Source organism: Microbacterium soli, from assembly GCF_039539005.1.
GTDB classification, from domain to species: Bacteria; Actinomycetota; Actinomycetes; order Actinomycetales; family Microbacteriaceae; genus Microbacterium; species Microbacterium soli.
This window is the reverse complement of sequence record NZ_BAABCP010000001.1, coordinates 316,770-331,356: the sequence shown is the minus strand read 5'-3', so window position 1 is coordinate 331,356 and position 14,587 is coordinate 316,770. Positions and strand designations below refer to the sequence as shown.

Genomic DNA, 14,587 nt, shown 5'->3' with positions numbered 1-14,587 from the left:
ACGGCTTCGCGGTCCTCACGGATGCGGAAGAATGGTCTGCGACGAGAGGACGGCGGATGACGGTGCGCGTGGGAGTGATCGGCGGGGGACAGCTGGCGAGGATGATGATTGCGCCGGCGGTGGAGCTCGGCCTGGATCTGCGCGTGCTCGCCGAGGCGGACGGGATGTCCGCGCGGCTGGCCGCCACGGCGGTGGGCGATTACCGCGACCTGGAGACCGTGCGCGCCTTCGCGCGCGACGTCGACGTCGTCACCTTCGACCACGAGCACGTGCCGCAGCGGGTGCTGCGCGCCCTCGTCGCCGACGGCGTGCAGGTGCATCCGGGCCCGGATGCGCTGCAGTACGCCCAGGACAAGCTCGTCATGCGCGCGCGCCTGACCGAGCTCGGCGTCCCCCAGCCGGACTGGGCGGCCGTGCGGGATGCCGACCAGCTGCAGCGGTTCGTGGACGATCACGGCGGCGGCGCGGTCGTCAAGACCCCGCGCGGCGGGTACGACGGCAAGGGCGTCCGTGTGGTGCACGGCGGCGATGAGGCCGCCGACTGGTTCGCCGCGCTCGCCGACGGCGACGCGCTGCTGGCCGAGGAGCTCGTGCCGTTCACCCGCGAGCTGGCCCAGCAGGTGGCGCGCAGGCACAGTGGGGAGATGGTCGCGTACCCCGTGGTGGAGACCGTCCAGCGCGACGGCGTGTGCGCCGAGGTCATCGCCCCCGCACCGGGCGTCGGCGGCCGACTCGCGGAGCTCGCCGAGGGGATCGGGCGCACGATCGCCGAGGGCGTGGGGGTGACCGGGATGCTGGCCGTGGAGCTGTTCGAGACCGATGACGAGCGCATCCTCGTCAACGAGCTCGCCATGCGCCCGCACAACAGCGGGCACTGGAGCCAGGACGGCGCCGTGACCGGGCAGTTCGAGCAGCACCTGCGTGCCGTCGCCGACCTGCCGCTGGGCGGCACCGAGCCGCGCGAGGACTGGACCGTGATGATCAACATCCTCGGCGGTCCGGCCGACGGCGCGCTGGAGGACCGGCTCGCGCAGGCGATGACCGCGCATCCGTCGGCGAAGATCCACACCTACGGCAAGTCGCCGCGGCCGGGGCGGAAGGTGGGGCATGTGAACGTGGCCGGCGCCGATCTCGACGATGTCGTGTACGTCGCCAGGGCCGCCGCCGCGCGCTTCCTCTGAGTCTCGGAGCGGCGCTCTGTTTCACCGGGAACAGGAGATTCACCGGGAACAGGAGATTCTGCGCGATATCGTCCTGTCCCGGCCGAATCTCCTGTTCCGGATGACCGCTTCCGGATGACCGCTTCCGGATGACCGCCGGCGGTGGACGCACGGACCTCCCGGCCGCGTGCAGGCCCTGTCCGCGGCCGGGAGGCGTGCCGCTGCGCGGTTCTCCCAGCGGCGCCCCGTAGCCTGTCAAGGTGACTGAGCCGCTGCACTCCTCGAACTCGCCCCTCGTCGGTGTCGTCATGGGCTCCGACTCGGACTGGCGGGTCATGGGGGACGCCTCGCAGGCGCTCACGGACTTCGGCATCCCGCACGAGGTGGAGGTCGTCTCCGCGCATCGCACCCCCGACAAGCTCATGGCGTACGCGCGGGAGGCCCGCGGCCGCGGCATCCGTGTGATCATCGCCGGTGCCGGCGGCGCCGCGCACCTGCCCGGGATGCTCGCGTCGATGACGGCGCTGCCGGTGATCGGCGTGCCCGTGCCGCTGGCGTACCTGGACGGCATGGACTCGCTGCTGTCGATCGTGCAGATGCCCGCGGGCATCCCCGTCGCGACGGTGTCCATCGGCGGGGCGCGCAATGCCGGCATCCTCGCCGCCCGCATCCTCGGCACGGCGGATGCGCCGCTGGCGGACCGCATCGAGGCGTACGCCCACGATCTCGAGGGCCAGGTCGAGCAGAAGAACCGGCGGCTGAAGGACTCGCTGTGACGCTGGCGGCTCCGCGCGTCTCGCCGGAGCGCGCGCGTCCGCTCATCGAAACGCATCCGCTCCGGCATCCGGATCAGCGCGACAGGCCGTCCATGGGCAGACGCGCGTGGTGGCTGCTCGTGCTGAACGCGCTCATTCCGGGATCTGCGCAGATCCTCGCGGGAAACCGTCGGCTGGGCAGGTTCGGCCTCGGGGCCACCCTGGCGGGCTGGGCGGTGCTCATCGTCCTGGCGGGCCTGGCCCTGTTCGCGCGAGGCGCGGTCATCTGGCTCGTGACAGGGCCGCTGTCGTGGCTCATGCTGACGCTCGTTCAGGTGGTGCTGCTGGGCTGCGCCGTGCTGTGGACGGTGCTCACGGTCGACGCGCTGCGACTCGTGCGACTGGTCAAGCTGCCGGCCATCACGCGCTGGACGGCGCCGATCGCCTCCCTGCTGGTGCTCGCGCTTCTCGCCGCCGGGGCCGTGGTCGCCTCGAACGCGGCCGCATCCGGACGCGGTGCGCTCAGTGACATCTTCGCCGGCGGCGGGCTGAGCGTGGCCCCCAGCGACGGCTACTACAACATCCTGCTGCTGGGCGCCGACAGCGGCGACGGCCGGGACTCCATGCGCTTCGACAGCATCTCGGTCGCGTCGATCAACGCCGACACGGGTGCGGTGACGATCACCGGCATCCCGCGCGAGCTTCCGCATCCGCCGTTCAGCGAGGGCAGCCCCATGCTGGCGGAGTATCCCGAGGGCTTCCGATCCCACGCCGACAGCACCTGCGGCTGGGAGGCGTGGATGAACCAGGTGCGCAACGCCGCGGAGGTGTGCCGGCCGGATCGCGGCTCGGGTCTGTACCCGGATGCCGCCGCGCACGGCTCCGCACCCGGGATCGAGGCCACCAAGGACGCCGCCGAGGGCGTGCTGGGGATCGAGATCCCCTACTACGTCTTCCTCGACATGAACGGCTTCGCCGACCTCGTCGACGCCCTGGGCGGAGTGGAGATCGACGTCGCCGAGCGGCTGCCGAAGGGCGGCCCGCCGCCCGGTTCCGGCGCGCACGATGTCGACAGCTGGGCGATCGGGTGGATCGAGCCCGGGCGGCAGCGCATGAACGGCGACACCGCCCAGTGGTATGCGCGTTCGCGTTACACGACCAGTGACTACGACCGCATGAAGAGGCAGCGTCAGCTGCAGGAGGCCATCCTCGCGCAGTTCACGCCCGAGAACGTGCTGACCCGGTTCAGCGCGGTGGCCGATGCCGGGGCGGAGCTGGCCAGCACGGATCTGCCCCGGGGCAAGCTGCCGGAGTTCTTCGACCTCATGATGAAGGCCAAGGAGCAGCCGGTGACGCGCATCGAGCTCACCCCGGAGAACGGCATCGCGGAGAAGACTCCCGATTACGAGCTGATCCGGAAGATGGTGCGGGATGCGCTGCACCCGCCGGTGGAGGAGACCCCGGCGGGCTGACCGGACCGGTGACGGCCCCGCCTGCGGGCATCCGCGGCGGGCGCGCCTACGCTGGGTGCATGAGTGTGCAGTTGCGGGTCGTGCTGGATCAGATCTCGCAGGTCGTCGATGCGGATCAGGCGCAGGCGGCACTCTCTCTGACGGCGGGGCTGGTCGCCACCGCGCCGCGCGGATGCGAGGTCTCGGCGCTCGTGCCACGGGGCGGGGAGGTGCCGGTGGCCGGAGTGCGGGACGTCCGCGCGCTCGCGCTCGCGCGACCCGAGCTGGCCACGGCGTGGCGGATGGGCATCGCGTCCGGTGCGGGGGGCGGACTCATCCACGCCCCCGGCCTGATGGCACCGCTGGTGCGGCACGATCGCGCGAATGACAATCACCAGGTGACCCTCACGCTGTGGGACCTGAACGCATGGGAACGGCCGGAGTCGCTGCCGAAGGCGCAGGTGCTCTGGCACCGCGCCATGCTCAAGCGCGCGGTCAAGCACGCCGACGCCGTGGTGGTGCCCGCCCATGCGATGGCGCAGAAGCTCGCGGACGTCGCCCGGCTGGGCGATCGCATCCGGGTCATCGCCGGTGCCGCGCCGGACGGATTCATCGTGCCGGAGGACGCCGCGTCGCGGCGGGTGGGCCTGCAGGTCCCCGAGGAGTACGTCGTGATCACCGGCGAGGGGGAGTCGTTCATGTCGGGGTTCCGCGCCGCTGCGCGTGCGGATGCCGATGTCGTCGTGCTGGACGCGGCGGAGGGCGCCGAGCCGGCGCTTGCGGATGCGGCGTCGGCCGCCGGGCTGCCGGAGCGGCGCGTGCACGTGCGGGGTCTGTTGGGCACCGCCGACCGCGCCGCGGTGCTGGGCGGTGCGCAGGCGGTCGTCGCGACCTCGACCGACTCGGCCTGGCCATGGCGCGCGGTGGAGGCCATGTCGCTGTCGGTGCCGCTGGTGGCCGTGGAATCCGGTGTGCATCACGATGTGATCGCCGACGGCGGGGCCGTCGTCGCCGTCGAGGACGTTCCGGATGCTCTTCTCGACGCCCTCGGGACCGGGGCGCGACGGATGCGGGTTCTGGCATCGGATCGCGCCAGGGCGTTCTCCTGGGCCAGCAGCGCCGAACGGCTCTGGGCGCTGCACGCCGACCTGTGAGCTCCGCGAGTCAGGCGAGGTAGCGCTGCAGGCTCGAGAGGTGGTCGGCGGGTGCGAAGCCCGTGGCGCGGATCCTCGTCAGGTCCAGCACGCTGTTGCGCGGGCGCGGTGCGACAGGGGTTGTGACGGTGGCGTGGTACGCATCCGTCGAGGTCGGCGTCACCCGCTCCGGGTCGTGACCGGTGAGGCGGTAGACGTGCCGGGCGAGCTGTGCCCACGACATCGGCTCCCCGGCCCCGGAGAGGTTGTAGGTGCCGTACGGCGCCCGGTGCTCCAGCAGGTGACGGATGCCGCGCGCCAGGTCGTCGGTGAAGGTGAGTCGGCCGATCTGATCGTCGACGACGACGGGATCGACCCCGCGTTCGGCGAGGGAGGCCATGGTGCGCACGAAGTTCTTCCCCTCTCCGATCACCCAGGAGGTCCGCACGATGTAGTGCCGGGGGACGGTGCTGACGACGGCGTCGCCGGCGGCCTTGGTCTGCCCGTACACGCCCAGCGGGCGCACCGGCTCCTGCTCGGTGTGCGGCTCGGAGGAGGAGCCGTCGAACACGTAGTCGCTGGAGAGGTGGACGAGAGTGATGCCGTTGGCCGTCGCGATGCGGGCGAGCTCCGTGACGCCGGTGACGTTCACGGCCCAGGCGGCGGTGCGACCCTCCGGAGTCTCCGCGAGGTCGACGGCGGTGTACGCGGCCGCGTTGATGATGACGTCGTAGTCGCGCCAGCGGCGCCCGGTGCCGAAGTCCGGGTCGGCCAGGTCGAGGGCGTCGCGGTCGGCGTACTCGATGTGCGCGTGCTCGCCGTACGATGCGCGCAGCGCCCGACCGAGCTGGCCTCCCGCGCCGATGACGAGGGTCTTCTTCGGGGCGACGGGAGTGACATCCGCCAGTCGGGGGTGGGCCAGGTCGTTCGCGGAGATCTCCGCCTCGGCGAGGGGGATCGGCCAGTCGATCGCGGCGGTCTCGTCCGCCAGATTGAGGAACGAGTACTCGGCGTCGGCCGACCAGTGGTCGTTGACGAGGTAGGCGTAGGCGGTGTCGGCCTCGAGGGTCTGGTACGAGTTGCCGACGCCCCGGGGGACGAAGACCGCGCGTGAGGGGTCCAGCTCGGCGGTGAACACGGCCCCGAACGTGTCGCCCTCGCGCAGATCGACCCAGGCGCCGAAGATCCGGCCGGTGGCGACGGACACCCACTTGTCCCAGGGCTCGGCGTGGATGCCGCGCGTGGTGCCCACCGCGTCGTTGAACGAGATGTTGTTCTGCACGGGCCCGAAGTCCGGGAGCCCCGCCGCCGTCATCTTCTCGCGCTGCCAGTTCTCCTTGAACCATCCGCGGGAGTCACCGTGCACGGGCAGTTCGGCGAGGAGCAGGCCCGGGATCGCGGTGGTGCTGACGGACAGCCGCTTGCCGTACTCCGTCATCACTGGCCCTTCGACGCGTAGAACGACTCCGTCGCGTCCTTCGCGGGCGCCCACCACTCCTCGTTGTCGCGGTACCAGTCGATAGTCGCTGCGAGCCCCGCCTCGAAGTCGGCGTAGCGAGGCCGCCAGCCGAGCTCCTCACGGAGCTTGGTGCTGTCGATCGCGTACCTCAGGTCGTGGCCGGCACGGTCGGTGACATGGTCGTAGGCGTCGGCGGGCAGGCCCATCCGGGTGAGGATCATCTCCACCACCGTCCTGTTGTCCTTCTCGCCGTCGGCTCCGATGAGGTAGGTTTCGCCGATCCTGCCTCGCTCGAGGATCGCCAGCACGGCCGAGGAGTGGTCCTCGGCGTGGATCCAGTCGCGCACGTTCCGGCCGGCTCCGTAGAGCTTCGGACGGATTCCCCGCAGGATGTTGGTGATCTGGCGTGGGATGAACTTCTCCACGTGCTGGTACGGGCCGTAGTTGTTCGAGCAGTTCGAGATCGTCGCCCGCACGCCGAACGAGCGCACCCAGGCGCGCACGAGCAGGTCGCTGCCGGCCTTGGTGGCGGAGTACGGCGACGACGGGTTGTAGGGGGTGGTCTCCGTGAAGCGGTTCGAGTCGTCCAGTTCCAGGTCGCCGTAGACCTCATCCGTGGAGATGTGGTGGAACCGGCGGTCGTGCCGGCGAGCCGCCTCCAGCAGCGTGTAAGTGCCGATGATGTTCGAGTGCAGGAACGGGCTGGGGTCGTGCAGCGAGTTGTCGTTGTGCGACTCGGCCGCGTAGTGGACGACCGCGTCCACGTCCGCGAACAGTTCGTCGACGAGCGCGGCATCGGCGATGTCGCCCTCGACGAGCTCGACGCGATCGGAGGGGAGGTCCGCGAGAGAGGCCCGGTTGCCGGCGTAGGTGAGCTTGTCCAGCACGGTGACGTGGGCGTCGGTGCTGCCCACGACATGGTGCACGAAGTTCGAACCGATGAATCCGGCACCGCCGGTGACGAGCAGTCTCTGCATGGTCTCAGGGTAGTGCGGTGCGTTCGGCGTCGTTCGAATGTCGGGACGGACGTCCGGGATCGGGGAGACTGGAGGACATGCGCGGCATCATCCTCGCCGGGGGAACCGGCTCTCGTCTGCATCCGATCACCCTGGGCGTCTCCAAGCAGCTCGTTCCGGTGTACGACAAGCCGATGATCTACTACCCGCTGTCGACTCTGATCCTCGCGGGGATCCGGGACATCATGATGATCACCACGCCGCATGATCGGGAGGCGTTCGAGCATCTGCTGGGCGACGGCTCGCGTTTCGGCGTGTCGATCACCTACCGCGTCCAGCCCGCTCCGGACGGCCTGGCTCAGGCCTTCATCCTCGGGGAGGAGCACATCGGCTCGGATGCTGTGGCGCTCATCCTGGGCGACAACATCTTCTACGGGCAGGGGATGGGCACCCGGCTGCGGCAGTACACGGATGTCGATGGCGGGGTGGTCTTCGGATACTGGGTCGACGATCCCACGGCCTACGGCGTCGTGGAATTCGACGCGGACGGGCGGGTCGTCTCCCTCGAGGAGAAGCCCGCGCATCCGAAGAGCAACTACGCCGTGCCCGGGCTGTACTTCTACGACAACGACGTGGTCGAGATCGCCAAGTCGCTCGAGCCATCACCGAGAGGGGAGCTCGAGATCACCGATGTGAACCGTACGTATCTCGAGCGGGGCAGGCTCACCGTGCAGCTGCTCACTCGGGGCACGGCCTGGCTGGACACCGGCACGTTCGACTCGCTCGCCGAGGCGACCGACTTCATCCGCACCGTTCAGAAGCGGCAGGGACTGTCGATCGGCTGCCCGGAGGAGGTCGCGTGGCGGATGGGCTATCTGGACGACGATGCGCTTCGCCTGCGGGCCGAGTCCCTGCACAAGAGCGGATACGGTGCGTACCTGCTCAAAGTGCTCGAGAGAGGCCGCTGACAGCGTCGCCAGGTGAGTCGCAGTAGCATCATTCTGCAACTTCCGCCACACTGGTCACATGCATTCTCGTGGTAGCGTCGGCGCGCGCGCGTCTCACGCGGTCCGTCTTCTGAGCGCGCTGGCCGCCGCCGTGGCGATGGTCTTCGTGACCGTCGCGCCGGCTGCTGCATCCGCTTCGCCGGTGACGGCCGCGTCGACATCGGCGGTGTCGACGGTCGCAGGCGGTCCCGTGAAGACCTCGCTGGAGGGCTTCTCAGCGGGCAACATCATCAGCGACGCCGTCTTCACGAACACGTCGACGATGACCGAGGCGCAGATCCAGGCGTTCTTCGACTCGAAGGTGAAGACCTGCCTCGGCGGCAGCGACCAGTGGGGTCCGATCATCTGTCTGAAGGACTACCGCACCGACTCGGTGAACCGTCCCGCGGACGCGTACTGCAAGGGCTACACCGGGGCGAAGGGCGAGAGCGCGGCGCGGATCATCCATCGGGTGGCGCAGTCGTGCGGCATCAACCCGCAGGTGCTGATCGTGATGCTGCAGAAGGAGCAGAGCCTCGTCACCCACACCTGGCCCAGCGCATGGCGGTATGACAAGGCGCTCGGTCAGGGCTGCCCCGATGACGCCCCGTGCAACCCCGCGTACGTCGGTTTCTTCCACCAGATCTACGGCGCCGCCCGCCAGATGCAGACCTACCTGGAGGGCAAGTACTTCACCTGGTACGCCCCGGGGAAGACATGGAACATCCTGTACCACCCGAACCGGGACTGCGGAACCTCGCCCGTTCTCGTCGCCAACAAGGCGACCTCGGCGCTGTACTACTACACGCCGTACCAGCCCAATGCCGCGGCGCTGCGTGCCGGATACGGCACGGGAGACGCATGCTCCAGCTACGGCAACCGCAACTTCTACAACTACTTCACCGACTGGTTCGGGTCGACGCAGGCGACGGTACCGGCTCCGAGCGGCTCGGCACCACTCGTCCTTAAGGTCGGTGTCGACATCTTCTACATCTCCCAGGGCACCCGCTACCACATCACGCCTGAGGACTGGTCGGAGTACCGTGCGAAGTTCGGGGATCCGAAGATCGTCGCATCGGTGTCCTCGTACGCCGATGGTGGGGACACCTCGCGACTTGTGCGAAACTCCCGAACTGGTGAGATCGCCTATTTCACCGAGGGGAAGACGCATCGCTTCAGTTCTTGTGAGCTGATCGTCGCCTGGGGGGCGAACTGCTATGCGCGCGTCGAAATGTCAGATTCAGACTTCCGGAGAATCGGCAGTGGTCCGGAGATCTCGCGGTTCGCACGGCTTGCTGCCGGTGGGACGATCCACCAGATCGAGGGTCGAACGCTCGTTCCCCTCTACGACGACGCCGCCGCGACGGCGGCGAATGACGGGGTGCTCCCCTTCGCCGCCGTGATGGCACCCGCACAGCAGAAGTCGTTCACTGTTCGGCCGCGCGTGCAGTTCGCGCCGGGTCAGTTCGTCAGCTCATCGGGATCGGACAAGGTCTACCTGGCCACTCAGGACGGGCGGACGCTGCATGTGCCGACCTGGGACCTGATCAAGGACATGGGGCTGCCGCGGACCAAGATCACGGTCCCGGCCGCGGCGCTCGACCATTACTCGGGCGGGGAACTTCAGCCTGTCGTGCAGTGCGCGGGCGTGTTCTACGCGCCGTCTGGGACGGGGATGCGTCGTCTCAGCAGCGGCAACACGACGGGGATCGCAGAGACGAGTCTCGACGCCTCCGCGTGTGCGCGGCTCCGCCTGGAGACGACTCCGACCATCTCCCAGCTGTTCGTCCGCTTCGCCGGGACGGATGCCGTCCTCCACGTCGCGGGGGGCGTTACCAGGCACGTCGCCACGACCGATCAGGTGCGTGCGCTCAACGGCGGCTACTACCCGCCGATCATGGAGCTGAGCGCGGGAACGGCGACCGCGTTCGTCACCGGTGCGGCGTACACTTCGCCGGGCACCCTGGTCAGAGCGGACGGTACCGAGGAGGTCTGGCTCGTGGACGGCCGCGTGCAGCTGCTTCACCTGCCGGACTGGGAGACCTCGGTGGCGTTCGGCCTCGGGCGCACGGTCTCCGTGGAGGATCCCACCGTGCTCTCGGCGTTCCCGCGCGGTGGAGACGTGCTCACCCGCGTCGTCTGCTCCGGTATCCGCTATCAGGCCTCTGGCGGCGCTTTCGCGCGCGACGACGCGTCTCCGACGGCACCGGCGACTGAACTTGCGCCCGAGACCTGTCAGGCGCTCGGCGTCGGGTGAGCTGATATCCGTGTCCGCCGATGGCGGCGCGCGGTGTCCAATAGCATGGCAGGGGCTGAACAGGCGAGGACCTGCGGTGTCCCGCTGAGAAATTGGAGACGCATCGATGAGGCTCTGGAAGCACCGGTCACGCGGTCCCGAACCTGATGAAGTCGAACTGCCGCTGCTGCATCCGGAGAGGATCGTCGCTCGGGAGTACTACGGCGCCGTGCTCGGGATCCGTTTCGCGGACGACCGTGAGGCTGCCGAGCACTATCTGGCGGACGGATGGCGTAGCGGCGTCGTCCCGCACCCCTTCCTCGACTTCGCGATGGTGCGCTCGTCGATGGATGCTGCCGTCACGCTTCGTGATGCGCTGCGGGAGTTCGCGTCGACTGCCGAGGCCCATGCAGAGCTCGGGGGAGCGGGCCCGCTGATCGACGGCGAGGAGCTGTCGAAGACCGGAATGGTGGGCGCCGCCGACGACATCGCGCTGCTCCTGCGGCAGGATGCCGCAACGATCGACGCCGTGCCGCTGAGAGGCGGGAGCACGTGGGCGCAGGCGCGCGAGTTCTTTGCCTCGACGCAGGGCGTCGCGGAGCGCCTCCGCGACGCCGGCTTCCTGGACCAGGACTTCTACGGGAGGCAGCGACCACGCCCCTTCCTGACATGGCATGCCGCTCTGGACGACTATCTCGTGGTCGGCGAGCGCTCCGGCGCCATTCCGAACTGGGCGTTCGAGCCGGAGTGGCATGCTGCGCATGATGCCGCGCAGCAGCGGGGCGTCCGGCCGGTCAACCAGCTCCTGTGGTACGTGGATCAGGGTGAGCAGACGAGTACGTCGCCGCTGGGGGACGGGGCGGATGGACGACCGCTCCGGCTCGAGGAGATCCTGAATGAGCCGGCGGACGCGCTCATGTCGGGCGCACGACCCGCCGCCGTCACCTGGGGCGAGGCGAGGAACGTTGTTGCGGATTCCTTCCCCGTCAAGCCGATGACCGCGCCGCCGCGTCGGGCCCCGCTTCGCGGGCGGAAGGGGGTTGACGTCGCCGTCATCGTGGACGCACGCCATCTGGCCACCGAGGCGAACATCGCCGACCTTCATCGGCTCGCCCGGTCGCAGCGGACCGATGGCCGCACCATTTACATCGTCTCGGACGCGGCCGACGGGCATGAGCCGCCATTGGCAGTGCGGTTCGAGGACGAGGAACGGGTGCAGGTGGTCTCCTGCTCGGTAGGTGAGCCGTTCGGCGCCGTTGCGGTTCGGGTCATCCAGGACGGGGCGCACGAGGCTTGGACGCTGTGGCGGCCCGGTCAGGTCTGGAAGGACGACGGCCTCATCGCGACCGCGCGCGCTCTGGACGGCTACCCCGAGGCCGCCGGGGTGGGAGCGCATACCCCCGCCGCACCGCAGGACTGGGGCGACCCGCAGGGGGCTCTATGGCGGGCGCGGCTGGACGCGGCGGGGATCATCTTCAGATCCAGTCGGATCACTCCCGACCCCGCGCGCGACTTCGGCGCGAATGCGGATGCCGTGTACCGTCTGGGAGAGACAGGAACCGGGGTGGTCATCGAAGGCGATCGCTTCTGGGCCCGCGGATACGACGCCCAGGCGCACGCCAACCGCGCCGGCGCGAACAGTGCACGGGCCTCCCATTCCTCCGTTCCGGAGAGCACGCTGCCCGAGGGGATCGCGGTGACCGTGATCGTCCCCACGTTCGAGGACTGGCGGATGACTCTCGAGGCGGTGCGGGCGGTGCGGGCGACCAGCGACGCCGGGGTGATCGTCATCGACAACGGCTCGCGGCGCGCCGTCGGTGCGATCCTGCGATCGGCGTTCCTCGGCGATCGCCACGTCCAGTACGTGCGGCTGGCGCGCAATGCGGATTTCGCGGCGGGCAGCCACTTGGGCGCGCGGATGGCGCAGAGTGAGTACCTCGTCTTCCTCAACAACGACACCATCGTCCAGCCCGGATGGCTCGGCCCGCTGATCGGCGCGTTGAAGGGTGCGGTCGCGGCGCAACCGGTCCTGACCTTCGCCGACGGCACGGTTCAGGCGGCGGGGACGGTGTTCAGCGGTGGTCTCTCGATGCCCGCGCACGTTCTGGCCGGCTACCACCCCGCCGACCTGCCTGAGCGGATCGGCGAGTACGACTTCTCCGCGCTGACCGGTGCGTGCCTGGCCGTGCGTCGGGAGCACTACGTCGAGGTCGGCGGTTTCGACGCGGAGTATGTCAACGGCATGGAGGATATCGATCTGTCGCTGAAGCTGAAGAGTGCGGCTGCGGGCCCCCTCCGGGTTGTCACGGAGTCGAGAGTGCGTCACCTCGAGAGCAGGACGCCCGGCCGGTTCCGCTACGCGATGCCCAACCGCGTTCGGTTCGCGCAGCGCTGGCGCGCGGAGCTCCTGGAGTCCCTCGACGACCGGGCGATCCTGGACGGCACCCCGCTGAGGCTGGACCGCGTCATCCGGGGCGAGCAGCGCGGCGGGATCCTCCGCGAGGTGAGTTGGCAAGTCACACCGCGGGAGTCGGCGCTGGAGATCAGCGAGCGACCCGAGCGACTGCGGTGGGCTCTGAAGATCCCGAGCCCGGGGACGCTGCTGGGGGACCGGTGGGGAGATACCTTCTTCGCCGAGGACCTCGCGACGGCGCTGCGGGGCCTGGGGCAGCAGGTGGTGATCGACCGTCGCAGCTCCTGGGAGCGCTCCGGCGCGGAGTACGACGATGTGAATCTCGTCCTGCGCGGAATCCATGCGTTCACGCCACTGGCACCCGCAGTGAATCTGATGTGGGTGATCTCCCACCCGGATCAGGTGTCCATCGACGAACTCAGCTACGGGTGGGACCGGGTCTATTCCGCCGGTCCGCGCTGGGCAGAGGAGACGGCGCGACGGGCGGGGATCCGGATCGAGACGCTGCTGCAGGCCACCGATCCGGACCGCTTCCGCCCTTCCGACCGGGACGATGCGCCTCGGGAGGGTGTGCTGTTCGTCGGGCGCACGCGCGGCGAACGCCGTCGCGTCGTGGTCGATGCCGCGAGGGTCGCCGAGGACCTGGAAGTCTACGGTGACGACGGCTGGGAGCAGCACATCGATCGCAGATTCATCCGAGGGCAGGTCATGCCGAACCAAGCGCTACCCCAGGCGTATCGGCGTGCCAGGGTGGTCCTCAACGATCACTGGGACGACATGCGTCGGGGCGGCTTCGTCTCCAATCGGCTCTTCGACGCCGTCGCCTCCGGGGTGCGGGTCGTCAGCGACGAGATCGACGGGCTCGCCGAGATCTTCGGCGCACAGGTCCGCACGTACACCAGCGAGGACGAGCTCCGTGAACTGCTGAGCCCGGCGGCTCAGGGCTGGCCGTCGGAATCCGAGTCGCGCCGCGCCGCCGAGCGGATCCGCGCGGAGCACTCCTTCCAGGCACGCGCGCGTGTTCTGCTCGATGACGCGATGCGCGCACGAAGTGCGCGAAGCGCGCTCTGACTGCAATCGAGCACACAGGTCCGGTCGATAAGATGCCGGGGTGGCTGCGTCGTCGGCCGCTTTCCCGTGCTGTGAGAGGACCGCAATTGGCAGGAACGTTCGTCGACGTCTCCCAGTACGATCGTCCGGGGCATGGCAACGGCCTAGTCGATGTCGTCCGATGGCGGTACCTGCTCGGCGTGCTGATCCGCAAGGGGACGGCGACGCGCTACCGGAACTCCGCCCTGGGCTGGGTCTGGTCCTACGTGAAGCCCGCCGCGCAGTTCGTCATCTATTACTTCGTGATGGGGATCATCCTCCAGAACCAGCGCGTCGAGCAGTACGCGATCTACCTGTTCAGCGGCATCGTCATCGTCAATCTCTTCAACGAGGCGTTCGGCAACGCGACCAACTCGATCGTCGACAATCGTGCGCTCGTGCGCAAGATCTATCTGCCGCGTGAGCTGTTCCCGGTCGCGGCCATCGTCGGCTCGGTCATCCACTTCCTTCCACAGCTGGCGATCCTCATCGCCGTCTGCCTTGTTCTCGGCTGGGTGCCGACGGTGGGCGGGCTCGCGGGTTTTATGGCTGGCATCCTTCTCGTGCTGGTCTTCGCGTTGGGGCTCGGCCTGTTCTTCAGCGGTCTGAACGTGCGCTACCGGGATGCGCAGAACTTCGTCGACCTCATCAAGATGTTCTCCACCTGGACCTCGCCGGTGCTCTACACCTGGGTGATGATGGCCAACGCCCTGCACAATCACTCCTGGGCGACGTTCGTGTACATGTCGAACCCGCTCACCGTCGGCGTCGAGCTCTCGCACACGGCGATCTGGGCGCCGTTGGTGGCGACGCCGCTCGGCGTCCCCGACTACTTCGGGTGGTCGATGCTGACGGCGGCGATCGCGGCACTGGCCTCACTGGTGATCGGCCAGCTCGTCTTCCGCCACTATGAGCGAACCTTTGCGCAGGACCTGTGATGAATCGAATC

The 14,587-nt window shown here is 69.0% G+C and carries 10 protein-coding genes; 8 read left to right on the top strand and 2 right to left on the bottom strand.

Going from position 1 to position 14,587, the window contains the following annotated elements:
- The first annotated feature begins 56 nt into the window (after positions 1–56).
- The 4 genes from ABD770_RS01600 to ABD770_RS01585 all read left to right on the top strand — a co-directional run bounded on the left by ABD770_RS01600 (position 57) and on the right by ABD770_RS01585 (position 4,520).
- Entirely contained in the window at positions 57–1,181 is a 1,125-nt protein-coding gene (locus ABD770_RS01600; RefSeq protein WP_344817739.1) for a 5-(carboxyamino)imidazole ribonucleotide synthase, read from the top strand.
- A 287-nt stretch (positions 1,182–1,468) separates the two neighbouring features.
- Positions 1,469–1,936: a 5-(carboxyamino)imidazole ribonucleotide mutase gene (gene purE / locus ABD770_RS01595; protein ID WP_344819840.1), complete on the top strand. Its 468-nt coding sequence runs from the start codon at positions 1,469–1,471 to the stop codon at positions 1,934–1,936.
- Positions 1,933–3,387 (top strand): LCP family protein, encoded by a 1,455-nt coding sequence (locus ABD770_RS01590; RefSeq protein WP_344817738.1) that lies wholly within the window; start codon positions 1,933–1,935, stop codon positions 3,385–3,387. The genes purE and ABD770_RS01590 overlap by 4 nt, the downstream gene beginning before the upstream one ends.
- A 59-nt stretch (positions 3,388–3,446) precedes the next feature.
- Complete coding sequence (locus ABD770_RS01585) at positions 3,447–4,520, top strand: glycosyltransferase (protein ID WP_344817737.1); 1,074 nt, start codon at positions 3,447–3,449, stop codon at positions 4,518–4,520.
- 10 nt (positions 4,521–4,530) lie between these two features.
- Here ABD770_RS01585 and ABD770_RS01580 read toward each other — a convergent pair whose 3' ends face one another.
- Both ABD770_RS01580 and rfbB read right to left on the bottom strand, forming a co-directional pair.
- Positions 4,531–5,937, bottom strand: a complete 1,407-nt coding sequence (locus ABD770_RS01580; protein WP_344817736.1) for a sugar nucleotide-binding protein — start codon at positions 5,935–5,937, stop codon at positions 4,531–4,533.
- Positions 5,937–6,935 (bottom strand): dTDP-glucose 4,6-dehydratase, encoded by a 999-nt coding sequence (gene rfbB, locus ABD770_RS01575; RefSeq protein ID WP_344817735.1) that lies wholly within the window; start codon positions 6,933–6,935, stop codon positions 5,937–5,939. The genes ABD770_RS01580 and rfbB overlap by 1 nt, the downstream gene beginning before the upstream one ends.
- A gap of 77 nt (positions 6,936–7,012) precedes the next feature.
- On the opposite strand from rfbB, the gene rfbA reads away from it, so the two are divergent.
- From rfbA to ABD770_RS01555, 4 genes are all read left to right on the top strand, one after another.
- Positions 7,013–7,882: a glucose-1-phosphate thymidylyltransferase RfbA gene (rfbA, locus tag ABD770_RS01570; protein WP_344817734.1), complete on the top strand. Its 870-nt coding sequence runs from the start codon at positions 7,013–7,015 to the stop codon at positions 7,880–7,882.
- Between the two features lie 58 nt (positions 7,883–7,940).
- Positions 7,941–10,157 carry a hypothetical protein gene (locus ABD770_RS01565; RefSeq protein WP_344817733.1) on the top strand — a complete coding sequence of 739 codons (2,217 nt, stop codon included), beginning with the start codon at positions 7,941–7,943 and terminating at the stop codon, positions 10,155–10,157.
- 106 nt (positions 10,158–10,263) lie between these two features.
- The gene (locus tag ABD770_RS01560) at positions 10,264–13,620 is read left to right on the top strand and encodes a glycosyltransferase (RefSeq protein ID WP_344817732.1); all 3,357 of its coding nucleotides are present in this window, start codon (positions 10,264–10,266) and stop codon (positions 13,618–13,620) included.
- An 86-nt stretch (positions 13,621–13,706) separates the two neighbouring features.
- Positions 13,707–14,576 carry an ABC transporter permease gene (locus tag ABD770_RS01555; RefSeq protein WP_344817731.1) on the top strand — a complete coding sequence of 290 codons (870 nt, stop codon included), beginning with the start codon at positions 13,707–13,709 and terminating at the stop codon, positions 14,574–14,576.
- Positions 14,577–14,587: the final 11 nt, after the last annotated feature.

Coding starts and splice junctions, on each gene's coding strand:
- ABD770_RS01600 (WP_344817739.1), top strand. CDS start 57: ATGACGGTGCGCGTGGGAGTGATCGGCGGGGGACAGCTGGCGAGGATG.
- purE (WP_344819840.1), top strand. CDS start 1,469: ATGGGCTCCGACTCGGACTGGCGGGTCATGGGGGACGCCTCGCAGGCG.
- ABD770_RS01585 (WP_344817737.1), top strand. CDS start 3,447: ATGAGTGTGCAGTTGCGGGTCGTGCTGGATCAGATCTCGCAGGTCGTC.
- ABD770_RS01580 (WP_344817736.1), bottom strand. CDS start 5,937: ATGACGGAGTACGGCAAGCGGCTGTCCGTCAGCACCACCGCGATCCCG.
- rfbB (WP_344817735.1), bottom strand. CDS start 6,935: ATGCAGAGACTGCTCGTCACCGGCGGTGCCGGATTCATCGGTTCGAAC.
- rfbA (WP_344817734.1), top strand. CDS start 7,013: ATGCGCGGCATCATCCTCGCCGGGGGAACCGGCTCTCGTCTGCATCCG.
- ABD770_RS01565 (WP_344817733.1), top strand. CDS start 7,941: ATGCATTCTCGTGGTAGCGTCGGCGCGCGCGCGTCTCACGCGGTCCGT.
- ABD770_RS01560 (WP_344817732.1), top strand. CDS start 10,264: ATGAGGCTCTGGAAGCACCGGTCACGCGGTCCCGAACCTGATGAAGTC.